Below are 21533 nucleotides of genomic sequence, written 5' to 3' on the forward strand. Positions count from 1 at the left end.
GTCCTGCCGGAAGCCGACCGCACCCAACCCGCGGGCGGAACACGGGAATCGGTATGGCAGGCTCGTGCGCATGGAGGCCTTGAGAGACACCGATCCCGCGCAGATCGGCGCGCACGCGTTGCTGGCCCGGCTGGGGGCCGGCGGGATGGGGCAGGTCTATCTGGCGAGGTCGCCCGGCGGGCGGCTGGTCGCGGTGAAGGTGATCCGCGACGAGATCACCGGCCACCCCGAGGCGCTGGCCCGGTTCCGCCGGGAGGCGGAGACCGTGCGGGCGGTCCGCTCGGCGTACACGGCGAACCTGATCGACGCGTCGCTGGCGGCCCCGCCGTACTGGCTGGCGACGGAGTACGTGGCCGGCCCCACGCTCAGCCATGCGGTGGGAGCCCGGGGCGCACTGCCGGCGGAGACCTGCCGGCGGCTGTTCGCGGCGCTGGCGGAGGGGCTGGCGAGCGTCCATGCGTACGGGGTGACGCACCGGGACCTGAAGCCGCAGAACGTGATCCTGGGGGCGCAGGGGCCGCAGCTGATCGACTTCGGCATCGCCAAGGGCGAGACCCAGACGGCACTCACCCAGGACGGCCTGGCACCCGGCACCCCCGGCTACACGGCCCCGGAGGTGCTGCTCCGCAACGAGGTGGCCGACGCGGCGGACGTCTTCGCGCTCGGCGCGACGATCGCGTACGCGGCGACCGGCCGCGCGCCGTACGGCACGGGCGAAGCCTCGGGCGTGAGCTTCCGGGCCGTGCACGGCGAGATCGACGTGGCCGGGGTGGAGCCGGGTTTGGCGGCGCTCATCGAGGCCTGCGTGGCGAAGGACCCGGCGGACCGGCCGGGGCTCGCCGAGGTGATCCGGCGCTGCGCGGTGGACTCGGCGCTGGTCGACGACCCGGTGTACGCGGGCCTCGCGGCGACCGGCGAGGCGCCGCAGCTGCCCGGGCTGCCGTCCACGGCGGGCGCGGCGGGCACGGCGGGCGCGGCGGGCGCGGCGGGCGCGGTCTCCACGGCGGGCGCCGCCCCCGCGTACAGCCCTGCGTACGTCCCCACGTACGTCCCGACGTACGCCCAGGCCAACGCGCCCACGTACGCCCCGGCCAACGCGCCCACCTACGTCCCCGCGCCCCCGATGCCGGCCGCGCCGCCCGCCCGGCGGCTGCCGCGCTGGGCGCTCGCGGTGGCCGCGGGCATGCTGGTGGCCGCCGGCTCGGTGGGCGGGTACCTGGCGTTCCAGGGCGAGGGAGAAGGGAAGGGCGGCACCCGGGCCCAGGGCAGCGGGACGCCGGCGGGCCAGCCCCCGGCCGGGCAGCAGGGCGGGGCGCCCGCACCCTCCGGTTCCACTGCTGCGGGCGCAGCGCCCGACCACGTCGAAACGAAGGGACCGTCCCGGGAGTACTGGAGCGGCACCACGGCAGGGGACGGCAGTTGCAACCTGCCGAACGAGGAGCGCTCGCAGTTCCTGCTGACCTCCGTCACCCCGCAGGGCGGGGGAAAGGTCAAGGTCAAGCTGTTCCTGAAGCCGTACCACACGGAGCCGCTGCCGTATTACCTCTCCGTCGCCGTCAAGCCGCCGCACGAGATCGACTTCCGCACCGGGCGGCCCTACACGGAGGTCAGGCAGGCGAACCTGGACATCGGCTACACCAGCAAGCCCGTCGACCTCGGCAGCATGGCCAAGGCCGAAACCCAGGACCTGGTCCTCACCTACCCGGACGACTTCGCTTCGCACTTCACCGACAACGAGGGCAAGCGGAGGACCTACCCGGCGATCCCGCTGGCCAACGACCCTGGCGACTGGACCGTGCAGGTGCTGCACGTCCGGGGGGCCAGGGACTACTCGAGCGTGGCCTGTTCGGGCTTCCCCGTGAAGTAGTCGGCAGACACACTGGCGAAGGGGATGTCAGCATCCGGGCGATGGGGCAGGGTTGAATCGTGCGCAAGTTCTGGATGGCCGGCGGGATCGGGATCGGGCTGTGCCTCAGCTTCGTCGCGCTGCTCGTCGTCGGGACGTACTCGGCGGCCGCGGGCATCGCGACCGGCGGCGGCGGACGGTCGGTGAACCTCGTCAAGGGGGCCGTGCCGGCGGCCTACCAGCCGCTCGTGCAGAAGTGGGGCAACCTCTGCCCCGCCCTCAACCCGGCCCTGCTCGCAGCCCAGTTGTACCAGGAGAGCGCCTGGAAGCCGACTGCGGTGAGCCATGCCGACGCGCGCGGCATCGCGCAGTTCATCCCCGAAACCTGGGCCAGGTACGGCGTCGACGGGGACGGGGACGGCGACCGGGACATCTGGGACCCCAACGACGCGATCCCGTCGGCCGCGACCTACGACTGCGCCCTCTCCAAGGACGTCAAGAACGTGCCCGGCGACCTGGTGGACAACATGCTGGCCGCGTACAACGCGGGCCCCTACCGGGTGATCAAGGCGGGCGGGGTGCCGCCCATCAAGGAGACCCAGGGCTATGTGAAGACCATCCGCAGCCTGGAGAAGAGCTTCGCCGCCCCCGTCGGCCGCGTCGCCCCCTCCCAGCAGGCCGCCGGGGCCATCTACTTCGCGCAGAAGCAACTCGGCACGCCCTACCTGTGGGGTGGTGAGGGCGGGCCCGCGGACAACGGGCGGTTCGACTGTTCCGGGTTGACGCAGGCCGCGTACGAGACCGTGGGGATCCGGCTGCCCCGGGTGGCCAACGACCAGTACAACGCCGGACCGCACCCCGCGCGGGGCGAACTGCTGCCCGGGGACCTGGTGTTCTTCTCCGACGATCTGAACAACTCCCGCGCGATCCGGCACGTCGGGCTGTACGTGGGCGGCGGGTACATGATCAACGCCCCGTTCACCGGTGCGGTGATCCGGTTCGACAAGATCGACACCCCTGACTACTTCGGAGCCACCCGGGTCACCAAGGACGGCGCGGAGGCGCTGCCCGACCACCGCGCAGCCGGCAACACTCCGTGAAGCCAAGGCCCTGAGCTGCGACGATGCGTCACTCTTGGATAACGTTGGCGTGATCATTCGGTGGAGAGTGGAACGTGCGCGCCAGAACGGGCGTTCCATGGGCGTGGGGGTTGATCACCGGTTGGACGCCGGGGGGCCGAAGGGGCGCACACAGGGGTGCGTCCGCAGGGGACCAAGCAGAGGGCAAGGGGCCGCATCGCCATGGCTGGACTCACGGCCGGTGGGCCGAACGTGGATGTAAGCCTGCTGTACGAGATCAACGGCCTGGCCCAGGACGCCCCGGGCTGGCTCGACCGGGTCGTCGGGTTCGTCGGCGAGTACGGTCTCCTGCTGGCCTTGGTGCTGCTCGTGCTCTGGTGCTGGCGCGGCGTCAGGAGGCTGCCGGGTGCCGCGGCGGCGGAGGGGTTCGCCGCGCTCGTGTGGACCCCGCTCGCCGCCGGGATCGCGCTGCTCGTCAACATTCCGCTGCGTCAGTTCGTGGGCCGGCCACGGCCCTTCCGGCAGCACGGCGGGCTGGAGGTGCTGGCGGACGGGAAGACCGACTTCTCCTTCGTGAGCGACCACGCGACGCTCGCCATGGCCCTCGGCGTCGGCCTGTTCATCGCCAACCGCAGGCTCGGGTTCCTCGGGATCGGCATCGCCCTGCTGGAAGGCCTCTGCCGGGTCTACATGGGGGTCCACTACCCGACCGACGTCATCGGCGGGCTGGCGCTGGGCACGGCCGTGGTGCTGCTGCTCGCGCCGCTCGCCATGGCCCTGCTCACCCCGCTGGCGCGGGCGATCGCCGCGTCCCCGCGGATCGGATGGCTCGTACGGTCCCGCAGGCGCGGGCTGGCCCAGCCGGTGGACCTGCCCCGGTCCAGCAGCTGCGAGAACGACCTGGCCGCGTAGTCTCAGCCGTGGGCGTACGCGTCCCAGACCGTCAGCAGGACCGCCACCAGCAGGCACAGCCCGGCCACGCCGAAGCAGAGCCGGACCGCCGCCGGGCGGGGCGGGCGGGGGGTCAGGGGTCGCCGCCCGGGCCGGTTTCGCCGTCGGACGGGGATTCGTCGCGGCGGTAGCGGGAGCGCAGCCACAGGCCGGTGGCCACCGCGGGGGCCGTGGTGGCCCCGATGGCCAGGGCCACGTCGCCCGGCCCGTCCGCGGTGCCGACGGGCTTGGCCCAGGCCCGGTCGGGCACGGGGGCGAGGGCGAAGAGCAGGGTCCAGAGGACGGCCGCGGCCCGGGGTGCGAGTCGTCGTGCTGCCGGCATGCGCATCCGCCCTGGGGGAGTACCTCGTGGAAGTGCCTCCCGCGGCGGGCTCTGCGCAGCGGGCTCTCCCGTACAGGGCATCCGGTCGGGCGCCGACCGGCCAGCCGGGGAGGCCGAACGGGCTACCGATCTTCAGTGGGTGCTGTGGGCGGCCGCGTCCAGGCGGGCCTTGTCACGAGAGCGGCGGGCCGGGCCGCGCCAGCCGCAGCCGCAGACGGCCACGGCGAACGAACCGCGTTCGACGGTGTCGGTGGGATGGGAGGCCTCGGTCGCGCGGGGAAGCGGTACGGCCGCAACCGGAGGGGCAGGGTGCGCTTTGCTGTGCGAGTCCACGATGCAACGGTACCCGGCCGCCCGGAGTTTCACCGGAGCCGCCGGACGCCCCCCACGGGGTGCTCCCGATGTGGTGCATCTCGCCCCGGCAGCCGTGACGGCGGTCCGGGGCCCTCGTTAAGCGGAACGGGTGGGGCCCGGGCGAACGGCGTTCATGCGTTGGGGGTTGGCAGGCGATGGTGGTGCACCGGCACAGGCGTGGTCCCGCAACGGCCCTGGCCGTCCTGGCGGCCCTGGTGGCGGCGAACGGATGCGGGACGGGCGATCCGCAGCAGCCGGCCGACGGCACGGCCGCGGTGCGCGGGGCCGCGGACGTACTGGCCCGGGCCGGGAGCGCGCGGGCGCGGACGGCGATGGAGATGGCAACGGGCGGCACCCGGGTCACCATCCGCGGTGAGGGCGGGGTCGACTTCCGGAAGCAGATGGGGCAGCTGCTGGTGATGCTGCCGGCCGACGTGACCGGCAAGCCGGGACACCGGCCGATCACCGAGCTGCTCGCGCCCGGCGCCCTCTACATGAAGAACCGGGGGGCCGGGGTGCCCGCCGACAAGTGGGTCCGGGTGGACACCACCACCCTCGCCGACGGGAACCTGGTCACCGGCGGGGCCACGGACCCGCTGGCCGCGGCCGAGCTGCTGCGCGGCGCGGACCGGGTCACGTACGTCGGCGAGACCGAGCTGTCCGGCACCAAGGTGCGGCACTACCGCGGGACCACGGACATCGGCCGGGCCGCGCGCAGCGCCTCCCCGCAGGCACGGGGGGCGCTGGAGGCCGCGGCGAAAGGGTTCAGCAAGGACACGGTGCCCTTCGACGTCTACCTCGACGAGGAGGGCCGGCTGCGGAAGGTCAGGCACCGGTTCAGTTACGTCAACAACGGAGTGATCGACGTGTCCTCCACCACGCTGCTGTACGCCTTCGGATCGCCGGTGACGGTGGTGCTGCCGGCGGGCGAGGACATCTACGCCGGGAAGATCGCGGACTAGACCGGCCGTCGGCGGGTTCTGGCCAGAGCCGGTATCCGGAAATGGTCCATCCGTGTCATGCGCGCGGAGTCGCGGTCTCCCTACGCTGAGAGCCGATTCGGTCGGAGAGAGGGGGCATGCGTGACTCCCGTAGGCAGTGCGACGGTGCAGGACCACGTGGCTCTCGCCGAGATCGAACTGTGCGGTGAACTGATCATCGCGGCGTCCGCGGCGCTGGAGGACCGGCTCAGCCAGGACCGGATCGACGAGGTCCTGCTGGGCATCGGGTGGGGGTAGCGGGCCGCGCCCCGGGGCGCGGCCCCGGTCAGGTGCGCAGCAGGCGGGCGATGGCCTTGGTCGCCTCTTCCACCTTCGCGTCGATCTCCTCGCCGCCCTTGACCGCCGCGTCGGCGACGCAGTGCCGCAGGTGCTCCTCCAGCAGCTGGAGCGCGAAGGACTGCAGGGCCTTCGTACTGGCCGAGACCTGCGTGAGTATGTCGATGCAGTAGACGTCCTCGTCGACGAGCCGCTGCAGACCTCGGATCTGGCCCTCGATCCGGCGGAGCCGCTTGAGGTGCTCTTCCTTCTGGTGGTGGTAGCCGTGGACGCCGGCGGGCTCGGTCTCGGTGGTCGTCATGCGTCCTCCCGTGGTCCGCAGATGAAGGGGGGCACACCCGGAGGGCATACCCCTCATGGGTATAGGTTACCGGGCTTCGCCCGGAGTGGCAGGGGCCCGTGGCCCTCACTCTGCCTGATGGAGGACACTGGGGAACTGCCGGTTAGCCGTGGCCGGAGGATGCGCCTAGCATCAGCCTGACCGAATCCAATGCACCCCGAGGACCTCACGTGCGATTTCGTCTGACCCCCAGGGAGACGAGCTTCTACGACATGTTCGCCGCCTCCGCGGACAACATCGTCACGGGCTCCAAGCTCCTGATGGAACTGCTCGGGGCGGACTCGTCCGCCCGGGCCGAGATCGCGGAGCGGATGCGGGCGGCGGAGCACGCGGGAGACGACGCGACCCACGCGATCTTCCACCAGCTGAACTCCTCCTTCATCACGCCGTTCGACCGCGAGGACATCTACTCCCTCGCTTCCTCCCTCGACGACATCATGGACTTCATGGAGGAGGCCGTCGACCTGGTCGTCCTCTACAACGTGGAGGAGCTCCCCAAGGGGGTCGAGCAGCAGATCGAGGTGCTGGCGCGGGCGGCCGAGCTGACCGCCGAGGCCATGCCGCACCTGCGGACGATGGACAACCTCACGGAGTACTGGATCGAGGTCAACCGGCTGGAGAACCAGGCCGACCAGATCCACCGCAAGCTCCTTGCCCACCTGTTCAACGGCAAGTACGACGCCATCGAGGTGCTCAAGCTCAAGCAGATCGTGGATGTGCTTGAGGAGGCGGCCGACGCGTTCGAGCACGTCGCGAACACGGTGGAGACCATCGCGGTCAAGGAGTCCTGAACCTCGTGGACACCTTTGCGCTGGTCGTGACCATCGGTGTCGCGCTCGGCTTCACCTACACCAACGGTTTTCACGACTCCGCGAACGCCATCGCCACCTCCGTCTCGACGCGGGCGCTGACCCCGCGCGCGGCCCTGGCGATGGCGGCGGTCATGAACCTCGCCGGCGCCTTCCTGGGCAGCGGGGTCGCCAAGACGGTCAGCCAGGGCCTGATCGAGACGCCCCACGGCAACCGGGGCATGTGGATCCTGTTCGCGGCGCTGGTCGGCGCGATCGTCTGGAACCTGATCACCTGGTACTTCGGACTGCCTTCCTCGTCCTCCCACGCGCTGTTCGGCGGCATGGTGGGCGCGGCGCTGGCCGGCGGCATCGACGTCATCTGGGACGGGGTGGTCGAGAAGATCGTCATCCCGATGTTCGTCTCCCCGGTGGTCGGCATGGTCGTCGGCTATCTGGTGATGGTCGCCATCATGTGGATCTTCCGGCGCGCCAACCCGCACAAGGCCAAGCGCGGCTTCCGGATCGCCCAGACCGTGTCCGCGGCCGCCATGGCCCTCGGCCACGGTCTGCAGGACGCCCAGAAGACGATGGGCATCGTGGTGATGGCCCTGGTCATCGCCGACGTCGAGGAATCCGGCGCCCCGATCCCGGCGTGGGTGAAGATCGCCTGCGCCGTGATGCTGTCGCTGGGTACGTACGCGGGCGGCTGGCGCATCATGCGGACCCTGGGCCGGAAGATCATCGAGCTGGACCCGCCGCAGGGCTTCGCCGCCGAGACCACCGGCGCCTCGATCATGTTCGGCTCGGCGTTCCTCTTCCACGCGCCGATCTCCACCACGCACGTGATCACCTCGGCGATCATGGGTGTGGGCGCGACCAAGCGGGTCAACGCGGTCCGCTGGGGCGTCGCCAAGAACATCATCCTCGGCTGGTTCATCACCATGCCGGCCGCGGCGCTGGTCGCGGCGCTCAGCTTCTGGGTGGTCAACCTCGCCTTCGTCTGAGGCCTTCGGCAGTACGTGACGAAAGCCCCGCCGGATCGGAGGATCCGGCGGGGCTTTCGTCGTCACTGCACCCGGGTCGGGTCGGGTCGGCTGGGCCGCGGGCTCAGCTGCGCAGGGAGAGGTCGTTGCCGCCCGAACCGAACGCGAAGCCGAAGTGGGCGCGGCCGGCCGGGCCGCCGAGGTCGTTGAGGCCGTAGCTGGTGGCGCCGGTGCCGGTGACGCCGGTGGCGTCGGTCTTCAGCTTCCAGACCCGGCCCGCGTACGCGTCCTCGCCGTAGCCGCCGATGTACACCTCGGCCTTGCCGTCCTTGTCCGTGTCGATCACGTTGACCGCGGAGCCGAAGTGGTCGTCCTTCTCGGAGGTGCTGGGGACGCCCGCCGAGTCCTGGGTGAGCAGCTTGGAACCGGTGGTGGTGACCCCGGTCGCGCTGCCGCGCAGGACGGTGACGGAGCCGGACCAGGTGGCCGCGGCGTCCGAGCCGGTCTCGTAGGAGGCGCCGATGACGATGTCGGCGTAACCGTCCTGGTCCGTGTCGCCGACGGAGACGGCGTGCCCGAAGCGGTCGCCCATCTCGCTCACGCCCGGGACGCCGGCGGTGTCCTGGGTGTACGCACGGGCGGGGACCGTGGTGCTGACGCCGTTGGGGCCGCCGTACGTCACGTTGATCCGGCCGCCGTCGGCCGTGCTCAGCGCGCCGGTGTAGTGGCCGGTGATGCCGTTCTTGCCGCCGCGCAGGACCAGAAGCAGTCGGGTGGCTTCTGGAGGCCGGTGGGCGAGCCGTACCGGACCGCGACCGCGCCGGCCCGGGCCAGGCCCGAGACGGCGGCGGTGGGGGCGCTGGTCGCCACGTCCGGGTAGCCGTCGCCGTTGAAGTCGGCCGAATCGGCCGGGGTGGCGGCGGTGGTCGCCGGGGCGGCCGGGGTGGCGGCCGTGGCGGCGGTCGGGGCGGTGAGTCCGAGGACGGTGGCCGCGCACAGGGCGGCGAGGGGCAGGTTCTGCTTGCGCATGGGTGATGGCTCCGGTGAGGACGAGGCTTTCGGTGAGGACCGGGGCTTCGGTCAGCCGGCGGTGCGGAAGCCGAAGGAGGCGAGGCCCTTCGAGCCGCCGAGGTCGGCGAGGTTGAAGCTGGTGGCGCCGGTGCCGGTGACGCCGGTGGTGTCGGTCTTCAGCTTCCAGACCCGGCCGGTGAAGTTGTCCTCGCCGTGTCCGCCGATGTAGACCTCGGGCTTGCCGTCCTTGTCGCTGTCCAGGACGCGGATGGTGGTGCCGAACTTGTCGTCGAGCTCGGAGGTGCTGGGGATGCCGGCCGAGTTCTGGGTGAAGGACTTGGCGCCGGTGGTGGTGACGCCGGTCTTGCTGCCGCGGAGGACGGTGATGGCGCCGGAGCGTGCGGTGGTCGCGGGGTCCGTGCCGGTCTCGCCGGGGGCGCCGATGAGGATGTCGGCGTAGCCGTCCTGGTCGGTGTCGGCGACGGCGACCGTGCTGCCGAAGAGGTCCCCGGTCTCGCTCGTGCCGGGCACGCCGGCGCTGGCCTGGCTGTAGGAGCGGGACGGGAGGGTGGCGCTGACGCCGCCCGGGCCGCCGTAGATGACGGTGACCTTCTCGTCGCCGCGGCTCACGAAGTCCTGGTGGCCGTCCCCGTTGATGTCGCCGAAGCTGCCGGAGGAGGCATTGGGCACGTCGCCGACCTTGACCAGGCCGTTGGTGCGCGTGCCCCTGAACAGCGTGGTCTTGCGCACCCACTGCTTGGTGTAGCCGCCGATCAGCACGTCGCCGATGCCGTCGCCGGTCATGTCGCCGGCCTGCACGGCGGAGGTGTCGTGACCGTCCTGGGACGCGGTGTCGCGGTGGACGACCGACTTCGGCTTGCCCGTGGTCCGGTCGAACGGGCCGTACTCCGTCACCAGGGCGTGGCCGAGGCGGCCGCTGCCCCACGTCGTGGAGAGGATGTCCGGGGTGCCGTCTCCGTTGACGTCGCCGATGGCGGCGGCGGTTTGGAGGCGGTCCGGTCCTCCGGTGTGCTCCCATCCGGTCGGGACGCTGACGGAGGCGCCGGTGATGCCCTGCTTGCTGCCCCAGAGGATCTGCAGCTTGCTGTAGCTGGCGATCAGCAGGTCGTCGTAGCCGTCGTGGTCGAAGTCGCCGTGGCCGCTGACGTGGCTCCAGTGGTTGCCCTCGCTGGGATCGCCCTCGACGCCCTGGGTGGACTGGGTGATGACGGACGCCTTGTCGTGCTGGAAGCCGGTGGCCGAGCCGTAGACCACGGACACCGCCCCCGCCTTCTTCAGGCCGTTCACGGTGGCGGTGTGGGCGCCGATGGCGAGGTCCGGGTAGCCGTCGTTGTTGAAGTCGGCGGTGTCGGGGGCGGCGAGCGCCGAGGTGGTGGCGGTCGTGGCGGTCGCCGAAGTCGTGGCGGGTGCCGCGGTGGTGGCAGCGGTGGCCGGGGCGGTTCCGATGAGGCCGAGGACGGTGGCCGCGCAGGCGGCTGCGGTCAGCAGGGTGTTCTTGCGCATGGGTGAAGGTCCTTGTGGGAGAGGCGGCCGGGTCAGCCTGCGAAGCGGTAGCCGAAGTTGGAGGCGCCGGAGGTGCCGCCGAGGGCGGTCAGGCCGAAGCTGGTGGCGCCGGTGCCGGTGAGGCCGGTGCCGGGCACGGTGGCGAGCTTCCAGACGCGGCCGACGTAGCCGTCCTCGCCGTTGCCGCCGACGTAGACCTCGGGCTTGCCGTCCTTGTCGGTGTCGATCGCGGTGAGCGCGGAGCCGAAGTGGTCGTCGTTCTCGGAGGTGCTGGGGATGCCCGCGGTGTTCTGGGTGAGGGTCTTCGCGCCGGTGGTGGTGATCCCGCTCGCGCTGCCGCGCAGCACGGTGAGGGCACCGGACCGGGCGGTGGTGGCCGCGTCGTCGCCGGTCTCGTACGGGGCGCCGACCAGCAGGTCCGCGGAGCCGTCGCCGTCGGTGTCGGTGATCGCCAGGGTGCTTCCCCAGCGGTCGTCCTTCTCGGCGACGCCCGGGACGCCGGTGGAGGACTGGGTGAAGAGGCGGCCGGGCGCGGTGGTGTTGAGGCCGTCGGGGCCGCCGTAGTTCACGCTGACGGACTCCCGGTCGCTGTCGGTCCGCGATGCGTCGAGGCCGATGGCCAGGTCCAGGTATCCGTCGCCGTTGAGGTCACCGAAGGCGGAGCCGGTGACGTTCGAGTAGTCCGCGTACTCCTTGTACGTGCCGCCGCCCTTGACCAGGCCGGTGCGGCTGCCCTTGAGGACGGTGTTCTTGGGCTTGTAGTCCCAGTGGCCGCTGACGGCGACGTCCGCGAACCCGTCGCCGGTGACGTCTCCGACGAAGATGCCGCGGGGCCCGCCCATCCGGTCTTCCTTCTCGATGTTGCGGAAGACGGTGGAAGCGGCCTTGCCCGTGCTGCGGTTGACCGGCCCGTACAGGACGCTCAGGCCGAAGTTGATGCCGCCGTGGGAGCGGATCACGATGTCGTCGGTGCCGTCGCCGTTGACGTCGCCGGTGCCGAAGGCGCCGCCGAGCAGCTTGGGATCGGCGGCCGTGTAGGTGCCCGCCGGGAGAGTGGTGGTGGCGCCCGTGATACCGCTCTGGGAGCCCCAGAGGATCATGTTCTTCTCAGCCCAGCGGATGTACAGGTCGTCGTAGCCGTCGCCGTCGAAGTCGCCGTGTGCCGCGGGCTCGCGCCACTTGCCGTCCTGGGCCGGGTCGCCGGGGACGCCGGGGGTGGCCTGGCTGATGACGGCGGCCGTGTCGTACTTCAGGCCGGTGGCCGAGCCGTAGGCCACGGTGACGGCGCCGGCCCGCGCGACGCCGTCGACGGTGGCGGTGTGGGCGCCGATCGCGAGGTCCGGGTAGCCGTCGCCGTTGAAGTCGGCGGCGTCCTTGGCCACGGGCTTCGCGGGGGCCGTCGGAGCGGTGGGTGCGGCCGCGGCGGCAGGGGTCAGGGTGGTGAGGCCGAGGATGGCGGCTGTGGAGATGGCCGTGGTGAGGAGCGTACGCATGCGCATGGTTGGGTGTCCCCCCGTGGAACTGTGTGGCGGTGAATGAGGGTCGGCCCCGTGGCTGACGAGGGCCGACCTGGTGGGCGTGCCTACTTGCCGAACCACTCGCCGAAGTGGGCGCTGCCGTAGCCGCCGCCCAGGTCGAAGGACTTGGCGCCGGTGCCGGTCACTCCCGTGACGCCGGTCTGCAGCTGCCAGACCCGGCCCACCCAGCCGTCCTCGCCGTTCCCACCGACGTAGACCTCGGGCGTGCCGTTCTTGTCGGCGTCGAGGACGGTGACCGCCTGGCCGAAGTGGTCGGGGTTCTCGGAGTTGCTGGGGATGCCCTTGGAGTTCTGGGTGAAGACCTGGGCTCTGGTGCCGGTCACGCCGGTCTTGCTGCCGCGCAGCACGGTGATCGCCCCCGCACCGGTGTAGCCGCCTTCCGAGCCCGACTCCAACGGGGCGCCGACGATCACGTCTGCGTAGCCGTCCTGGTCCACATCGCCGAGGGCAAAGTCGGATCCGAAGCGGTCGTCCTTCTCGTTGACGCCCGGGACCCCGGGGGTGTCCTGGTCGTAGCGGCGACCGGGCAGGGTCTTGCTGATGCCGTCGGGGCCGCCGTAGGTGACGTGGATCCCGCCGCTCCGGTCGGGGTTGTAGGCCCAGGACTTGCTCACCAGGTCGCGGTATCCGTCCCCGTTGATGTCGCCGAACTCGGCGCCCGCCACCGCGTCGATCGTGCCGCCGGGGACCGGTCCGGTGCGGGTTCCCTTCAGTACGACAGCCGCAGCCTTGAGGATGTTGTTGCCCCTGTTCCCCGACCCCACGATGTCCGCGATGCCGTCACCGGTCATGTCGCCGACCGAGACGCCGTGGACCTGCACCCCGTCCTTGGTCAGTGTGTCCCGGAACTGGGCGGAGGCCGGCTTGCCCGTGGCACGGTCGAGCGGGCCGTACTGGGTGAGGATGCCCGGCGACGGGGTGGGGGACTTGAAGGCCTGGGCGTGCAGGACGAGGTCGTCCTTGCCGTCGCCGTTGACATCCCCGATCCCGCCCCCGGTCCCACTGGTCCTGGGCGACTGGATGGTGCCGGCGCCCTTCGGGAGGGTGGTGCCTCCGGAGATGCCGGACTTTCCGCCCCACAGGACCAGGTTGTCCCCGCCGGTGCCGATCAGCAGGTCGTCGTAGCCGTCCGCGTCCAGGTCTCCGTGGGTGGCGTGATGCCCCCAGCCGCCCTCGGTTGCCACCGGCTCGCCCGGGATGCCCGGGGTGGCGCGGCTGATCAGCTGCTGCCGGTCGTGGCGCAGGCCGGTGGGGGAGCCGTAGACGATGGAGACCAGGCCGGCCCGCTTGAGGTGGTTGACGGTGGCGCTCGGGGCGCCGATGGCCAGGTCGGCGTAGCCGTCGCCGTTGAAGTCGGCGGCGTCCTTGGCCACGGGCTTCGCGGGGGCCGCCGGAGCGGTGGGTGCGGCCGCGGCCGGAGACAGGCCGGTGGCGCCCAGTACGGCGGCGCACGCGGCGGCCGTCAGGTATTTGGTACTGCGCAAAGGATCCCCCTGGTGTGTGTCTGGCGTACGTATGACCGACAGGCGGGCGGCAGGGTTGGCGTGATCCGGATCACAGCCGGGGGCTGGGGAAAAGAAGCGGGCCGGCTCCCCCCACCCAGGGGGAGCCGGCCCTTTCGCCTTGCGGTGGCACCGCCATGCAGCACCGCAGGACGTGTGTGGGGGCCCGGGAGGGCCCGCGCGGCGGAGCCGCGTGATGTCGCCTAGCCGAAGCGGCCCGAGATGTAGTCCTCGGTCGCCTGGACGGACGGGTTGGAGAAGATCCGCTCCGTGTCGTCGATCTCGATCAGCTTGCCGGGCTGGCCGACCGCCGCGAGGTTGAAGAACGCGGTGCGGTCCGAGACGCGGGCCGCCTGCTGCATGTTGTGCGTCACGATGACGATCGTGAAGCGCTCCTTCAGCTCGCCGATCAGGTCCTCGATGGCGAGGGTGGAGATCGGGTCGAGGGCCGAGCAGGGCTCGTCCATCAGCAGGACCTGCGGCTCGACCGCGATGGCGCGGGCGATGCACAGACGCTGCTGCTGGCCGCCGGAGAGGCCGGAGCCGGGCTTGTTCAGGCGGTCCTTGACCTCGTTCCAGAGGTTGGCGCCCTTGAGGGACCGCTCGACGACGTCCTGCAGCTCGTTCTTCTTGAACTTGCCGTTCAGCCGGAGACCCGCCGCCACGTTGTCGAAGATCGACATGGTGGGGAAGGGGTTCGGGCGCTGGAAGACCATGCCGACCGTACGGCGGACCGCGACCGGGTCGACGCCCGCTCCGTACAGGTTCTCGTCGTCGAGGAGGACCTTGCCCTCGACGCGGCCACCGGGGGTGACCTCGTGCATGCGGTTGAGGGTGCGGAGGAAGGTGGACTTGCCGCAGCCGGACGGGCCGATGAAGGCGGTCACGGAGCGGGGCTCCACGGTCATCGAAATGTCGTCGATGGCCTTGTGGGTGCCGTAGAAGGCGGAGAGGCCGCTGACGTCGATTCGCTTGGCCATGAGAATCACTGCTTCTTTCGTAGCCGCGGTCAGCGGCCGGTCTTCGGGGCCTTCCAGCGGGCGATGCCGCGGGCCACCAGATTGAGGATCATGACGAAGGCGATCAGGACGAGGGCAGCGGCCCAGGCCCGGTCGATCGAGGCGTCGGTGCCCACCGTGTACTGCTCGTACACGTAGAGCGGGAGCGACGACTGCGCGCCTTCGAAGGGATTCGGATTGATCAGCTTCGTGCCGAAGACCAGCAGCAGCACCGGGGCGGTCTCGCCCGTGATCCTCGCTACGGCAAGCATGACACCCGTGGTGATGCCGCCGATGGCCGTGGGGAGGACGACCTTGAGGATGGTGCGCCACTTGGGGACTCCGAGGGCGAGGGACGCCTCGCGGAGTTCGTTCGGGACGAGCTTGAGCATCTCCTCGGTGGACCGGACGACCACCGGCATCATCAGGATCGCCAGGGCCATCGCGCCGGCGAATCCGGAGGGCCCGAAGCCCAGCATCAGATTCCAGGTGGCGAGGATGAACAGACCCGCGACGATCGACGGGATGCCGGTCATGACGTCGACGAAGAAGGTGACGGCCTGCGCCAGCTTTCCGCGCCCGTACTCGACCAGGTAGACGGCGGTGAGCAGGCCGATCGGCGCGGCGATCAGGGTCGCGATGCCGACCTGCTCCAGGGTGCCGAGCAGGGCGTGGTAGATGCCGCCGCCCGCCTCGGCGTCCAGCAGGCCGCTCATGGAGTGGGTCAGGAAGTACGGGTCGAGGACCTTGGCGCCCTTGCTGATCGTGACCCACGCGAGCGACAGCAGCGGGACGATGGCGAGGATGAAGCAGACCCAGACGAGGCTGGTGGCGACGCGGTCCTTGCCCTGGCGGCCGCCTTCGACCTTGCTGGTGATCGCGTACGTGGCGATCACGAAGATCAGAGCGGAGATCAGGCCCCACTGGACCTTGCTGTGCCAGCCGGCGGCGAGGCCGAGGCCCGTTCCGGCGAGGACCGAGCCGACCGCGATGGCCGCCGGGGCCCAGCGGGGCAGCCGTGCGTGGGCCAGGGACGCCTGCTGGATGGGGGAGGCGGGGCGCCGGTCCTGAACGAGCTGGCTCATGCGTTGGCCCCCGAGTACTCCTTGCGGCGCGCGATGATCATGCGAGCGGCGCCGTTGACCAGCAGGGTGATGAGGAAGAGGACGAGGCCGGAGGCGATGAGCGCGTCACGGCCGAACTGGTCCGCCTCGTTGAACTTCGCGGCGATGTTCTGCGCGAAGGTGCCGCCGCCCGGGTCCAGCAGGTGGCCGGAGATCACGAAGCTCGGGGAGAGCACCACGGCGACGGCCATGGTCTCGCCGAGGGCGCGGCCGAGGCCGAGCATGGAAGCGCTGATGATGCCGGAGCGGCCGAAGGGCAGGACGGCCATGCGGATCACTTCCCAGCGCGTGGCGCCGAGCGCCAGGGCCGCCTCCTCCTGGGCCTTGGGGGCCTGGAGGAAGACCTCGCGGGTCACGTTCGTGATGATCGGAAGGATCATGATGGCCAGCAGGATGCCGACGGTGAACATGTTCCGGGCGATGCCCTCGGAGGTCCGCTCGAAGATGTACGTCCAGCCGAAGAACTCGTCGAGCCACTCGTTGAGGCCGCCCAGGTACGGGACCAGGAAGACGGCGCCCCAGAGGCCGTAGATGATGCTCGGCACGGCGGCCAGCAGGTCGACGATGTAGCCGAGCGGGCCGGCGAGCTTGCGCGGGGCGTAGTGCGAGATGAACAGCGCGATGCCGATGGCGACCGGCACGGCGATGATCATCGCGATGATCGAGCTGACGATCGTGCCGTAGGCGAGCACGGCGATGCCGAACACCGGCGGGCTGCCGGCCGGGTTCCACTCCGAGGTGGTGAGGAAGTTGCCCTCGTCCTTGGAGATGGCGAGCACGGTCCGGTAGGTGAGGAAGGCCGCGATGGCGGCCATGATCACCAGCAGGGTGATGCCGGATCCCCGGGACAGGCCGAGGAAGATCTTGTCGCCGGCGCGGCCGGGGCCGCGGCGCGCGGGGCTGTCGAGGGGCACCGCGGGGGGCGGTGAGGGTTCTTTGCTTCGAGTTGCTATGTCCATGATTTCTCCGGTCTGCGGAGCTTGACGCTCCAGGCGGCGGTGCACCGGATGGCGCGGTCGGCCCCGTGGGCCGGGGCCGACCGCGGTGGGTCAGGAAAGGGTCGGGACGATCGTGCGGACCTTGGCCGCGATCTCCTCCGGAACCGGCGCGTAGTGCGCGTCGGAGAGGATCTTCTGGCCCTCGGCGCTGACGGCGTAGTTGAGGAACGCCTTCAGGGTCGGCAGGGTCTCGGCCTTGTTGCCCTTGTCGCAGACGATCTCGTAGGTCACCAGGACGATCGGGTAGGCGCCCTCGGCCTTGGTCTTGTAGTCGAGGCTCAGCGCGAGGTCGTTGCCGGTGCCCTTGACCTTGGCGGCGGCGATGGCCTTGGAGGCGTTCTCGGAGGTGGCCGCGACCGGGGCGGAGGCGCCCGTGTTGATGGCGACCGTCTTGATGCTGCTGTTCTTGGCGTAGGAGAGCTCGAAGTAGCCGATCGCGCCGTCGGTGCTCTTGACGTTGGAGGCGACGGAGGACGAGCCGCTGGCGGCCTGGCCACCCTGGGCCGGCCACGACTTCGCCTTCGGGTCGTGCTTCCAGTCGTTGGGAGCGGCCTCGCTGAGGTACTTGCCCAGGTTCTGGGTCGTACCCGACTCGTCCGAGCGGTGGAACGCCTGGATGCCGGTGCTCGGGAGCTTCACGCCCGGGTTCAGCGCGGCGATCGCCGGGTCGTCCCACTTGGTGATCTTCGTGTCGAAGATCTTGGCGAGCGTCGGGGCGTCCAGGACCAGGTTGTCCACGCCGCTCAGGTTGTAGCCGATGGCGACCGGGCCGCCGACCATGGGCAGGTTGATGCCCTGGCCGCCCTTGCAGATCTTCTGCGAGTCGGCGACCTCGTTCTCCTTCAGGGCGGAGTCCGAGCCGGCGAAGGCGACCTGGCCCTGGTTGAACTTGGTGATACCGCCACCGGAGCCGATGGCCTGGTAGTTGATCTCCACACCCGGGCAGGCGGCCTGGAAGCCCTTGACCCACAGGTCCATGGCGTTCTTCTGCGCGGTCGAGCCGGCCGCCAGCAGCTGGCCCTTGGCGTCGTCGCACTTGACGGAGCCGGGAGCCGCCGCAGGCTTGGAGGTGTTCGAGCCGTTGCCCTTGGTGTTGTCGTCCGAGCCGCACGCCGTGAGGACCAGGGCGCCGGACACGACGAGCGCCCCGAGGGCGGAGGCACGAAGCATGTTCTTGCGCTGAAGCTTCACTTTCGGGTGTTCCTTCCAGGAGCCGCCGGCCGCTTTCTGTATCGGGGCGGCGTGCGAAGAGGACTACGTCGTTGGGGCCCGGGGAGGTCCGCGTTTCTCGGGTGACTCGCACCGTGCACTGCCGAAATTAGGCAGAACAGGTGAAGCGGCCGACGGTCGCGAGTGAACGGACGGTGAACCGTGGCGGACGGCATGGTGCTCGCCTGCCCGGCGCCCACGGCCGTAAGCCGCCGTTATGGGCCCGTTACCTCGGCATCCGGGTGACAGTGCCACCTGGGAGGGTCCGAACCGGTCGAACAGGGCCGGCCACCCCCGCGGTGAGCGGAGGTGGCCGGATTTCGCCTGTAGCCGGGGCATGCCGCTGCCCGGGTTGCGCCGTTATGTCGGGACGGTCGCCCGCAGCCAGATCTGCTGGAACGCGAAGCGGGAGGCCTCCACCTCGTGCCGCTGATCCGCGTGCAGCACCCCCAGCGCGTACGCGGTCGCCGGGGCGATCCGCGGGGTGCGGGCCGCCGTCGCCGAGGCCGCGGCCGCCTCCGCCGCGTCCCGGTGCCGGTCCAGCGCCTCGCCCGCCACCGCCAGCCGGGCCACGTCCGCGCCCAGCGCCTCCTGCGCGTACCGGTGGACCCGCAGCAGCCTGCGTACGGTGTGCCAGGGAGCGTCCTGGTGCGAGTCGTCGATCAGCGCGTCCGCGTTGTACGGGTGGGCCGCCCGCACCAGCGGCAGTGCGGACACCGCGTCGGTCAGCCGGGACTCCGTCTGGGCGGCCAGCGGCACCAGCACGTCCGCGGTCCGGCCGGCCGCCGCGACCGAGTCCAGCGGCACCTCCGAGGCCAGCACCGCCACCGCGTCCGCCACCGCGTGGAACCGGGAGGACCCCAGGGCCTGCAGGGTCGCCGAGTGCGCGCGCGTCCGGGCCAGCGTCAGCTGGCGCTCCAGCAGGGCGCCCGCCCGGGCCGAGCCGACCGTCAGCGAACCGGCCGAACCGCGCGGGGCCGGCACCTCCGGGGCGCCCGACAGCCGGTGCAGGGCGTCCAGCAGCCGGGTCAGCCGGGCCGCGTACGCATGCTCGTCCGCCAGCGTGGACGACAGCCAGACCAGCTCCGTCCGCAGCCCGTCCGCCCAGGACGACTCGGTGACCGGCCGGAACGTGGCCAGCGAACCGCTGATCCGGCGGGCCGCCCCCCGCAGGGTGCGGGCCGCCTCCGTCCCCTCCGCCGCGTCCGCCCGGCACTCCTCGTGCAGGCGCAGCCCGCGCAGGAAAGCGGTCGCCTGCGCACGCAGGTACGCGCCCAGGACCTCCCCGGCGGTGCCTGCGGTCAGGTCATGGTTTTGCTGAGCCACGCCGGCGCCTCCGGGCGTCTATGAGCATCTCCTGTACGTGCCGCAGCGGCTGGCCCTCGGGGTCCGTGCTGTGCCGGGTCCAGTCGCCGTCCGGGCCCAGGTGCCATGAGGTGGTGGCGTCGGACATCCCCGATTCCAGCATCCGGTCCAGGGCCGCGCGGTGGGCCGGGTCGGCGACCCTGACCAGCGCCTCGATGCGGCGGTCGAGGTTGCGGTGCATCATGTCGGCGCTGCCGAACCACACCTCGGGCTCGCCGCCGTTGCCGAAGGCGAAGACCCGGGAGTGCTCGAGGAAGCGGCCGAGGACCGAGCGCACCCGGATGTTCTCCGAGAGGCCGGTGACCCCGGGGCGGACGGCGCAGATGCCGCGCACCCAGATGTCCACCGGCACACCCGCCTGGGAGGCCCGGTAGAGCGCGTCGATCAGCGCCTCGTCCACGATCGAGTTGACCTTGATGCGGACGTAGGCGGGGCGGCCCGCCCGGTGGTGGGCGGCCTCCTTGTTGATCCGCGATATCAGGCCGCCGCGGAGCGAGCGCGGCGCCACCAGCAGCCGGCGGTAGGTCTCGCGGCGCGAGTAGCCGGACAGCCGGTTGAACAGGTCCGACAGGTCCGCGCCGACCTGCGGGTCGGCGGTGAGCAGGCCGAGGTCCTCGTACAGCCGGGCCGTCTTCGGGTGGTAGTTGCCGGTGCCGACGTGGCTGTACCGGCGCAGGGTGTCGCCCTCCTGGCGGACGACCAGCGACAGCTTGCAGTGGGTCTTCAGCCCGACCAGGCCGTAGACCACGTGGCAGCCGGCCTCCTCCAGCTTGCGTGCCCACTTGATGTTGGCCTGCTCGTCGAACCGGGCCTTGATCTCGACCAGGACCAGCACCTGCTTGCCGGACTCGGCCGCGTCGATCAGCGCGTCGACTATCGGGGAGTCACCGGAGGTCCGGTACAGCGTCTGCTTGATCGCGAGGACGTCCGGGTCGGCGGCCGCCTGCTCCAGGAAGGCCTGCACGGAGGTGGAGAAGGAGTCGTACGGGTGGTGCAGGAGCACGTCGCGTTCGCGCAGCGCCGCGAAGATGTCGGGCGCGGACGCCGACTCGACCTCGGCCAGGTCGCGGTGGGTGCCGGCGATGAACTTCGGGAACTTCAGCTCCGGGATGTCCAGGGACGCTATGCCGAACAGGCCGGTCAGGTCGAGCGGGCCGGGCAGCGGGTACACCTCGGCGGCGGACACCTTCAGCTCCTGCACCAGCAGGTCCAGCACGCCCGGGTCGATGGACTCCTCGACCTCCAGGCGGACGGGCGGGCCGAACCGGCGCCGCATGAGCTCCTTCTCCAGGGCCTGGAGGAGGTTCTCGGCGTCGTCCTCCTCCACCTCGAGGTCCTCGTTGCGGGTCACACGGAACATGTGGTGCGCCAGCACCTCCATCCCCGGGAAGAGCTCCTCCAGGTGCGCGGCGATGACGTCCTCCAGCGGGACGTAACGCTGCGGGGAGGCCTCCAGGAAGCGGGACAGCAGCGGCGGGACCTTCACCCGGGCGAAGTGGCGGTGGCCGCTGACCGGGTTCCGGACGACCACGGCGAGGTTCAGGGACAGGCCCGAGATGTACGGGAAGGGGTGCGCCGGGTCCACCGCGAGGGGGGTGAGGACCGGGAAGATCTGGTTGCGGAACAGGGTGAACAGCCGGGCCTGTTCCTTCTCGGTCAGGTCGGGCCAGCGGATCAGGTGGATGCCCTCCTCCGCGAGCGCGGGGGAGATGTCCTGCTGGAAGCAGGCGGCGTGCCGGGCCATGAGCTCACGGGACCTGGTCCAGATGAGGTCGAGGACCTCCCGGGGCTGCAGACCGGAGGCGGAACGGGTGGCCACCCCGGTGGCGATGCGGCGCTTCAGGCCGGCGACGCGGACCATGAAGAACTCGTCGAGGTTGCTCGCGAAAATGGCGAGGAAGTTAGCCCGTTCGAGGAGTGGGGTGGCCGGATCCTCGGCCAGCTCCAGCACCCGCTCGTTGAAGGCGAGCCAGCTCCGCTCCCGGTCGAGGAACCGTCCGGCGGGCAGCTCGCCGCCGTCCTTGTCGTCGTACGCGTCCGGATCGGCGTCGAGATCGGCGTCGAGATTGGCGCCGAGCTCGGCATGCGGGCGGTGCGCGGCTATGGAGCCCAGCCGTGCGTTCCGCTCCGCCTGGGAGTGCTGGACAGGGACCTCGGTGGGGCTCGCGCTGGGCTTGTGGCTCATGACTCCATTCTTCCGCGCACGCGGGAGGACAGGCGCGTCGGACGGGTCGGCTGTGAGTCGAAGTCCGGGCTGCATAAGGGGGAGCGTCGCAAGCGCGTCTTAATGCCCGGTTAATGGCGTATGGCTTCCTGGGAGC

21 protein-coding genes are annotated in these 21533 nt (G+C 71.1%); 7 read left to right on the plus strand and 14 right to left on the minus strand.

Going from position 1 to position 21533, the window contains the following annotated elements:
- Window positions 1-70 precede the first annotated feature (70 nt).
- The 3 genes from AB0447_RS23015 to AB0447_RS23025 all read left to right on the plus strand — a co-directional run bounded on the left by AB0447_RS23015 (window position 71) and on the right by AB0447_RS23025 (window position 3837).
- The gene (locus AB0447_RS23015) at window positions 71-1867 is read left to right on the plus strand and encodes a serine/threonine-protein kinase (protein WP_366478599.1); all 1797 of its coding nucleotides are present in this window, start codon (window positions 71-73) and stop codon (window positions 1865-1867) included.
- Window positions 1868-1941: 74 nt separating this feature from the next.
- Complete coding sequence (locus AB0447_RS23020; RefSeq protein ID WP_366478682.1) at window positions 1942-2946, plus strand: NlpC/P60 family protein; 1005 nt, start codon at window positions 1942-1944, stop codon at window positions 2944-2946.
- 201 nt (window positions 2947-3147) lie between these two features.
- Window positions 3148-3837, plus strand: a complete 690-nt coding sequence (locus AB0447_RS23025) for a phosphatase PAP2 family protein (protein ID WP_366478600.1) — start codon at window positions 3148-3150, stop codon at window positions 3835-3837.
- A gap of 112 nt (window positions 3838-3949) precedes the next feature.
- On the opposite strand, the gene AB0447_RS23030 is transcribed toward AB0447_RS23025, so the two are convergent.
- Complete coding sequence (locus tag AB0447_RS23030) at window positions 3950-4198, minus strand: hypothetical protein (RefSeq protein WP_366478601.1); 249 nt, start codon at window positions 4196-4198, stop codon at window positions 3950-3952.
- 132 nt (window positions 4199-4330) lie between these two features.
- On the minus strand, window positions 4331-4531 hold the full coding sequence (locus AB0447_RS23035; protein WP_366478602.1) for a hypothetical protein: 201 nt from the start codon (window positions 4529-4531) through the stop codon (window positions 4331-4333).
- A gap of 176 nt (window positions 4532-4707) precedes the next feature.
- Here AB0447_RS23035 and AB0447_RS23040 point away from each other — a divergent pair, with 176 nt between their 5' ends.
- Together AB0447_RS23040 and AB0447_RS23045 are read left to right on the plus strand one after the other, a co-directional pair.
- Window positions 4708-5514 (plus strand): hypothetical protein, encoded by an 807-nt coding sequence (locus AB0447_RS23040; RefSeq protein WP_366478603.1) that lies wholly within the window; start codon window positions 4708-4710, stop codon window positions 5512-5514.
- A 120-nt stretch (window positions 5515-5634) separates the two neighbouring features.
- On the plus strand, window positions 5635-5790 hold the full coding sequence (locus tag AB0447_RS23045; protein ID WP_366478604.1) for a hypothetical protein: 156 nt from the start codon (window positions 5635-5637) through the stop codon (window positions 5788-5790).
- Between the two features lie 28 nt (window positions 5791-5818).
- Here AB0447_RS23045 and AB0447_RS23050 read toward each other — a convergent pair whose 3' ends face one another.
- On the minus strand, window positions 5819-6130 hold the full coding sequence (locus AB0447_RS23050; protein WP_366478605.1) for a metal-sensitive transcriptional regulator: 312 nt from the start codon (window positions 6128-6130) through the stop codon (window positions 5819-5821).
- A 209-nt stretch (window positions 6131-6339) separates the two neighbouring features.
- On the opposite strand from AB0447_RS23050, the gene AB0447_RS23055 reads away from it, so the two are divergent.
- Both AB0447_RS23055 and AB0447_RS23060 read left to right on the plus strand, forming a co-directional pair.
- On the plus strand, window positions 6340-6960 hold the full coding sequence (locus AB0447_RS23055) for a DUF47 family protein (RefSeq protein WP_028797706.1): 621 nt from the start codon (window positions 6340-6342) through the stop codon (window positions 6958-6960).
- A gap of 5 nt (window positions 6961-6965) precedes the next feature.
- Entirely contained in the window at window positions 6966-7964 is a 999-nt protein-coding gene (locus AB0447_RS23060) for an inorganic phosphate transporter (RefSeq protein ID WP_366478606.1), read from the plus strand.
- Between the two features lie 103 nt (window positions 7965-8067).
- Here the strand turns inward: AB0447_RS23060 and AB0447_RS23065 are convergent, their stop codons facing one another.
- From AB0447_RS23065 to AB0447_RS23115, 11 genes are all read right to left on the minus strand, one after another.
- Window positions 8068-8625 (minus strand): FG-GAP repeat protein, encoded by a 558-nt coding sequence (locus AB0447_RS23065; RefSeq protein ID WP_366478607.1) that lies wholly within the window; start codon window positions 8623-8625, stop codon window positions 8068-8070.
- 26 nt (window positions 8626-8651) lie between these two features.
- A complete protein-coding gene (locus AB0447_RS23070) occupies window positions 8652-8972 on the minus strand; it encodes an FG-GAP repeat protein (RefSeq protein ID WP_366478608.1) in 321 nt (106 codons plus the stop codon).
- A gap of 51 nt (window positions 8973-9023) precedes the next feature.
- Complete coding sequence (locus AB0447_RS23075) at window positions 9024-10478, minus strand: FG-GAP-like repeat-containing protein (protein ID WP_366478609.1); 1455 nt, start codon at window positions 10476-10478, stop codon at window positions 9024-9026.
- Window positions 10479-10510: 32 nt separating this feature from the next.
- Window positions 10511-11977: an FG-GAP-like repeat-containing protein gene (locus AB0447_RS23080; protein ID WP_366478610.1), complete on the minus strand. Its 1467-nt coding sequence runs from the start codon at window positions 11975-11977 to the stop codon at window positions 10511-10513.
- An 83-nt stretch (window positions 11978-12060) separates the two neighbouring features.
- Window positions 12061-13500, minus strand: a complete 1440-nt coding sequence (locus AB0447_RS23085) for an integrin alpha pat-2 (protein ID WP_366478611.1) — start codon at window positions 13498-13500, stop codon at window positions 12061-12063.
- 221 nt (window positions 13501-13721) lie between these two features.
- A complete protein-coding gene (pstB, locus tag AB0447_RS23090; RefSeq protein ID WP_366478612.1) occupies window positions 13722-14498 on the minus strand; it encodes a phosphate ABC transporter ATP-binding protein PstB in 777 nt (258 codons plus the stop codon).
- A gap of 29 nt (window positions 14499-14527) precedes the next feature.
- Window positions 14528-15601, minus strand: coding sequence for a phosphate ABC transporter permease PstA (gene pstA / locus AB0447_RS23095; protein ID WP_366478613.1), 1074 nt, complete (start codon window positions 15599-15601; stop codon window positions 14528-14530).
- Entirely contained in the window at window positions 15598-16599 is a 1002-nt protein-coding gene (gene pstC / locus AB0447_RS23100; protein WP_366478614.1) for a phosphate ABC transporter permease subunit PstC, read from the minus strand. The genes pstA and pstC overlap by 4 nt, the downstream gene beginning before the upstream one ends.
- 90 nt (window positions 16600-16689) lie before the next feature.
- On the minus strand, window positions 16690-17829 hold the full coding sequence (gene pstS, locus AB0447_RS23105) for a phosphate ABC transporter substrate-binding protein PstS (RefSeq protein WP_366478615.1): 1140 nt from the start codon (window positions 17827-17829) through the stop codon (window positions 16690-16692).
- Between the two features lie 378 nt (window positions 17830-18207).
- Complete coding sequence (locus AB0447_RS23110; protein WP_366478616.1) at window positions 18208-19173, minus strand: CHAD domain-containing protein; 966 nt, start codon at window positions 19171-19173, stop codon at window positions 18208-18210.
- Window positions 19154-21397 carry an RNA degradosome polyphosphate kinase gene (locus AB0447_RS23115; RefSeq protein ID WP_366478617.1) on the minus strand — a complete coding sequence of 748 codons (2244 nt, stop codon included), beginning with the start codon at window positions 21395-21397 and terminating at the stop codon, window positions 19154-19156. The genes AB0447_RS23110 and AB0447_RS23115 overlap by 20 nt, the downstream gene beginning before the upstream one ends.
- Between the last annotated feature and the right edge of the window lie 136 nt (window positions 21398-21533).

The sequence above is a fragment of the Streptomyces sp. NPDC051211 genome, assembly GCF_040689505.1.
In the GTDB taxonomy this organism is placed as follows: Bacteria; Actinomycetota; Actinomycetes; order Streptomycetales; family Streptomycetaceae; genus Streptomyces.

Bases quoted from the DNA above. Each gene is read 5' to 3' on its own strand.
- AB0447_RS23015 (WP_366478599.1), top strand. From the start codon at position 71: ATGGAGGCCTTGAGAGACACCGATCCCGCGCAGATCGGCGCGCACGCG.
- AB0447_RS23020 (WP_366478682.1), top strand. From the start codon at position 1,942: ATGGCCGGCGGGATCGGGATCGGGCTGTGCCTCAGCTTCGTCGCGCTG.
- AB0447_RS23025 (WP_366478600.1), top strand. From the start codon at position 3,148: ATGGCTGGACTCACGGCCGGTGGGCCGAACGTGGATGTAAGCCTGCTG.
- AB0447_RS23030 (WP_366478601.1), bottom strand. From the start codon at position 4,198: ATGCCGGCAGCACGACGACTCGCACCCCGGGCCGCGGCCGTCCTCTGG.
- AB0447_RS23040 (WP_366478603.1), top strand. From the start codon at position 4,708: ATGGTGGTGCACCGGCACAGGCGTGGTCCCGCAACGGCCCTGGCCGTC.
- AB0447_RS23050 (WP_366478605.1), bottom strand. From the start codon at position 6,130: ATGACGACCACCGAGACCGAGCCCGCCGGCGTCCACGGCTACCACCAC.
- AB0447_RS23070 (WP_366478608.1), bottom strand. From the start codon at position 8,972: ATGCGCAAGCAGAACCTGCCCCTCGCCGCCCTGTGCGCGGCCACCGTC.
- AB0447_RS23075 (WP_366478609.1), bottom strand. From the start codon at position 10,478: ATGCGCAAGAACACCCTGCTGACCGCAGCCGCCTGCGCGGCCACCGTC.
- AB0447_RS23080 (WP_366478610.1), bottom strand. From the start codon at position 11,977: ATGCGCATGCGTACGCTCCTCACCACGGCCATCTCCACAGCCGCCATC.
- pstB (WP_366478612.1), bottom strand. From the start codon at position 14,498: ATGGCCAAGCGAATCGACGTCAGCGGCCTCTCCGCCTTCTACGGCACC.
- pstA (WP_366478613.1), bottom strand. From the start codon at position 15,601: ATGAGCCAGCTCGTTCAGGACCGGCGCCCCGCCTCCCCCATCCAGCAG.
- pstC (WP_366478614.1), bottom strand. From the start codon at position 16,599: ATGGACATAGCAACTCGAAGCAAAGAACCCTCACCGCCCCCCGCGGTG.
- AB0447_RS23115 (WP_366478617.1), bottom strand. From the start codon at position 21,397: ATGAGCCACAAGCCCAGCGCGAGCCCCACCGAGGTCCCTGTCCAGCAC.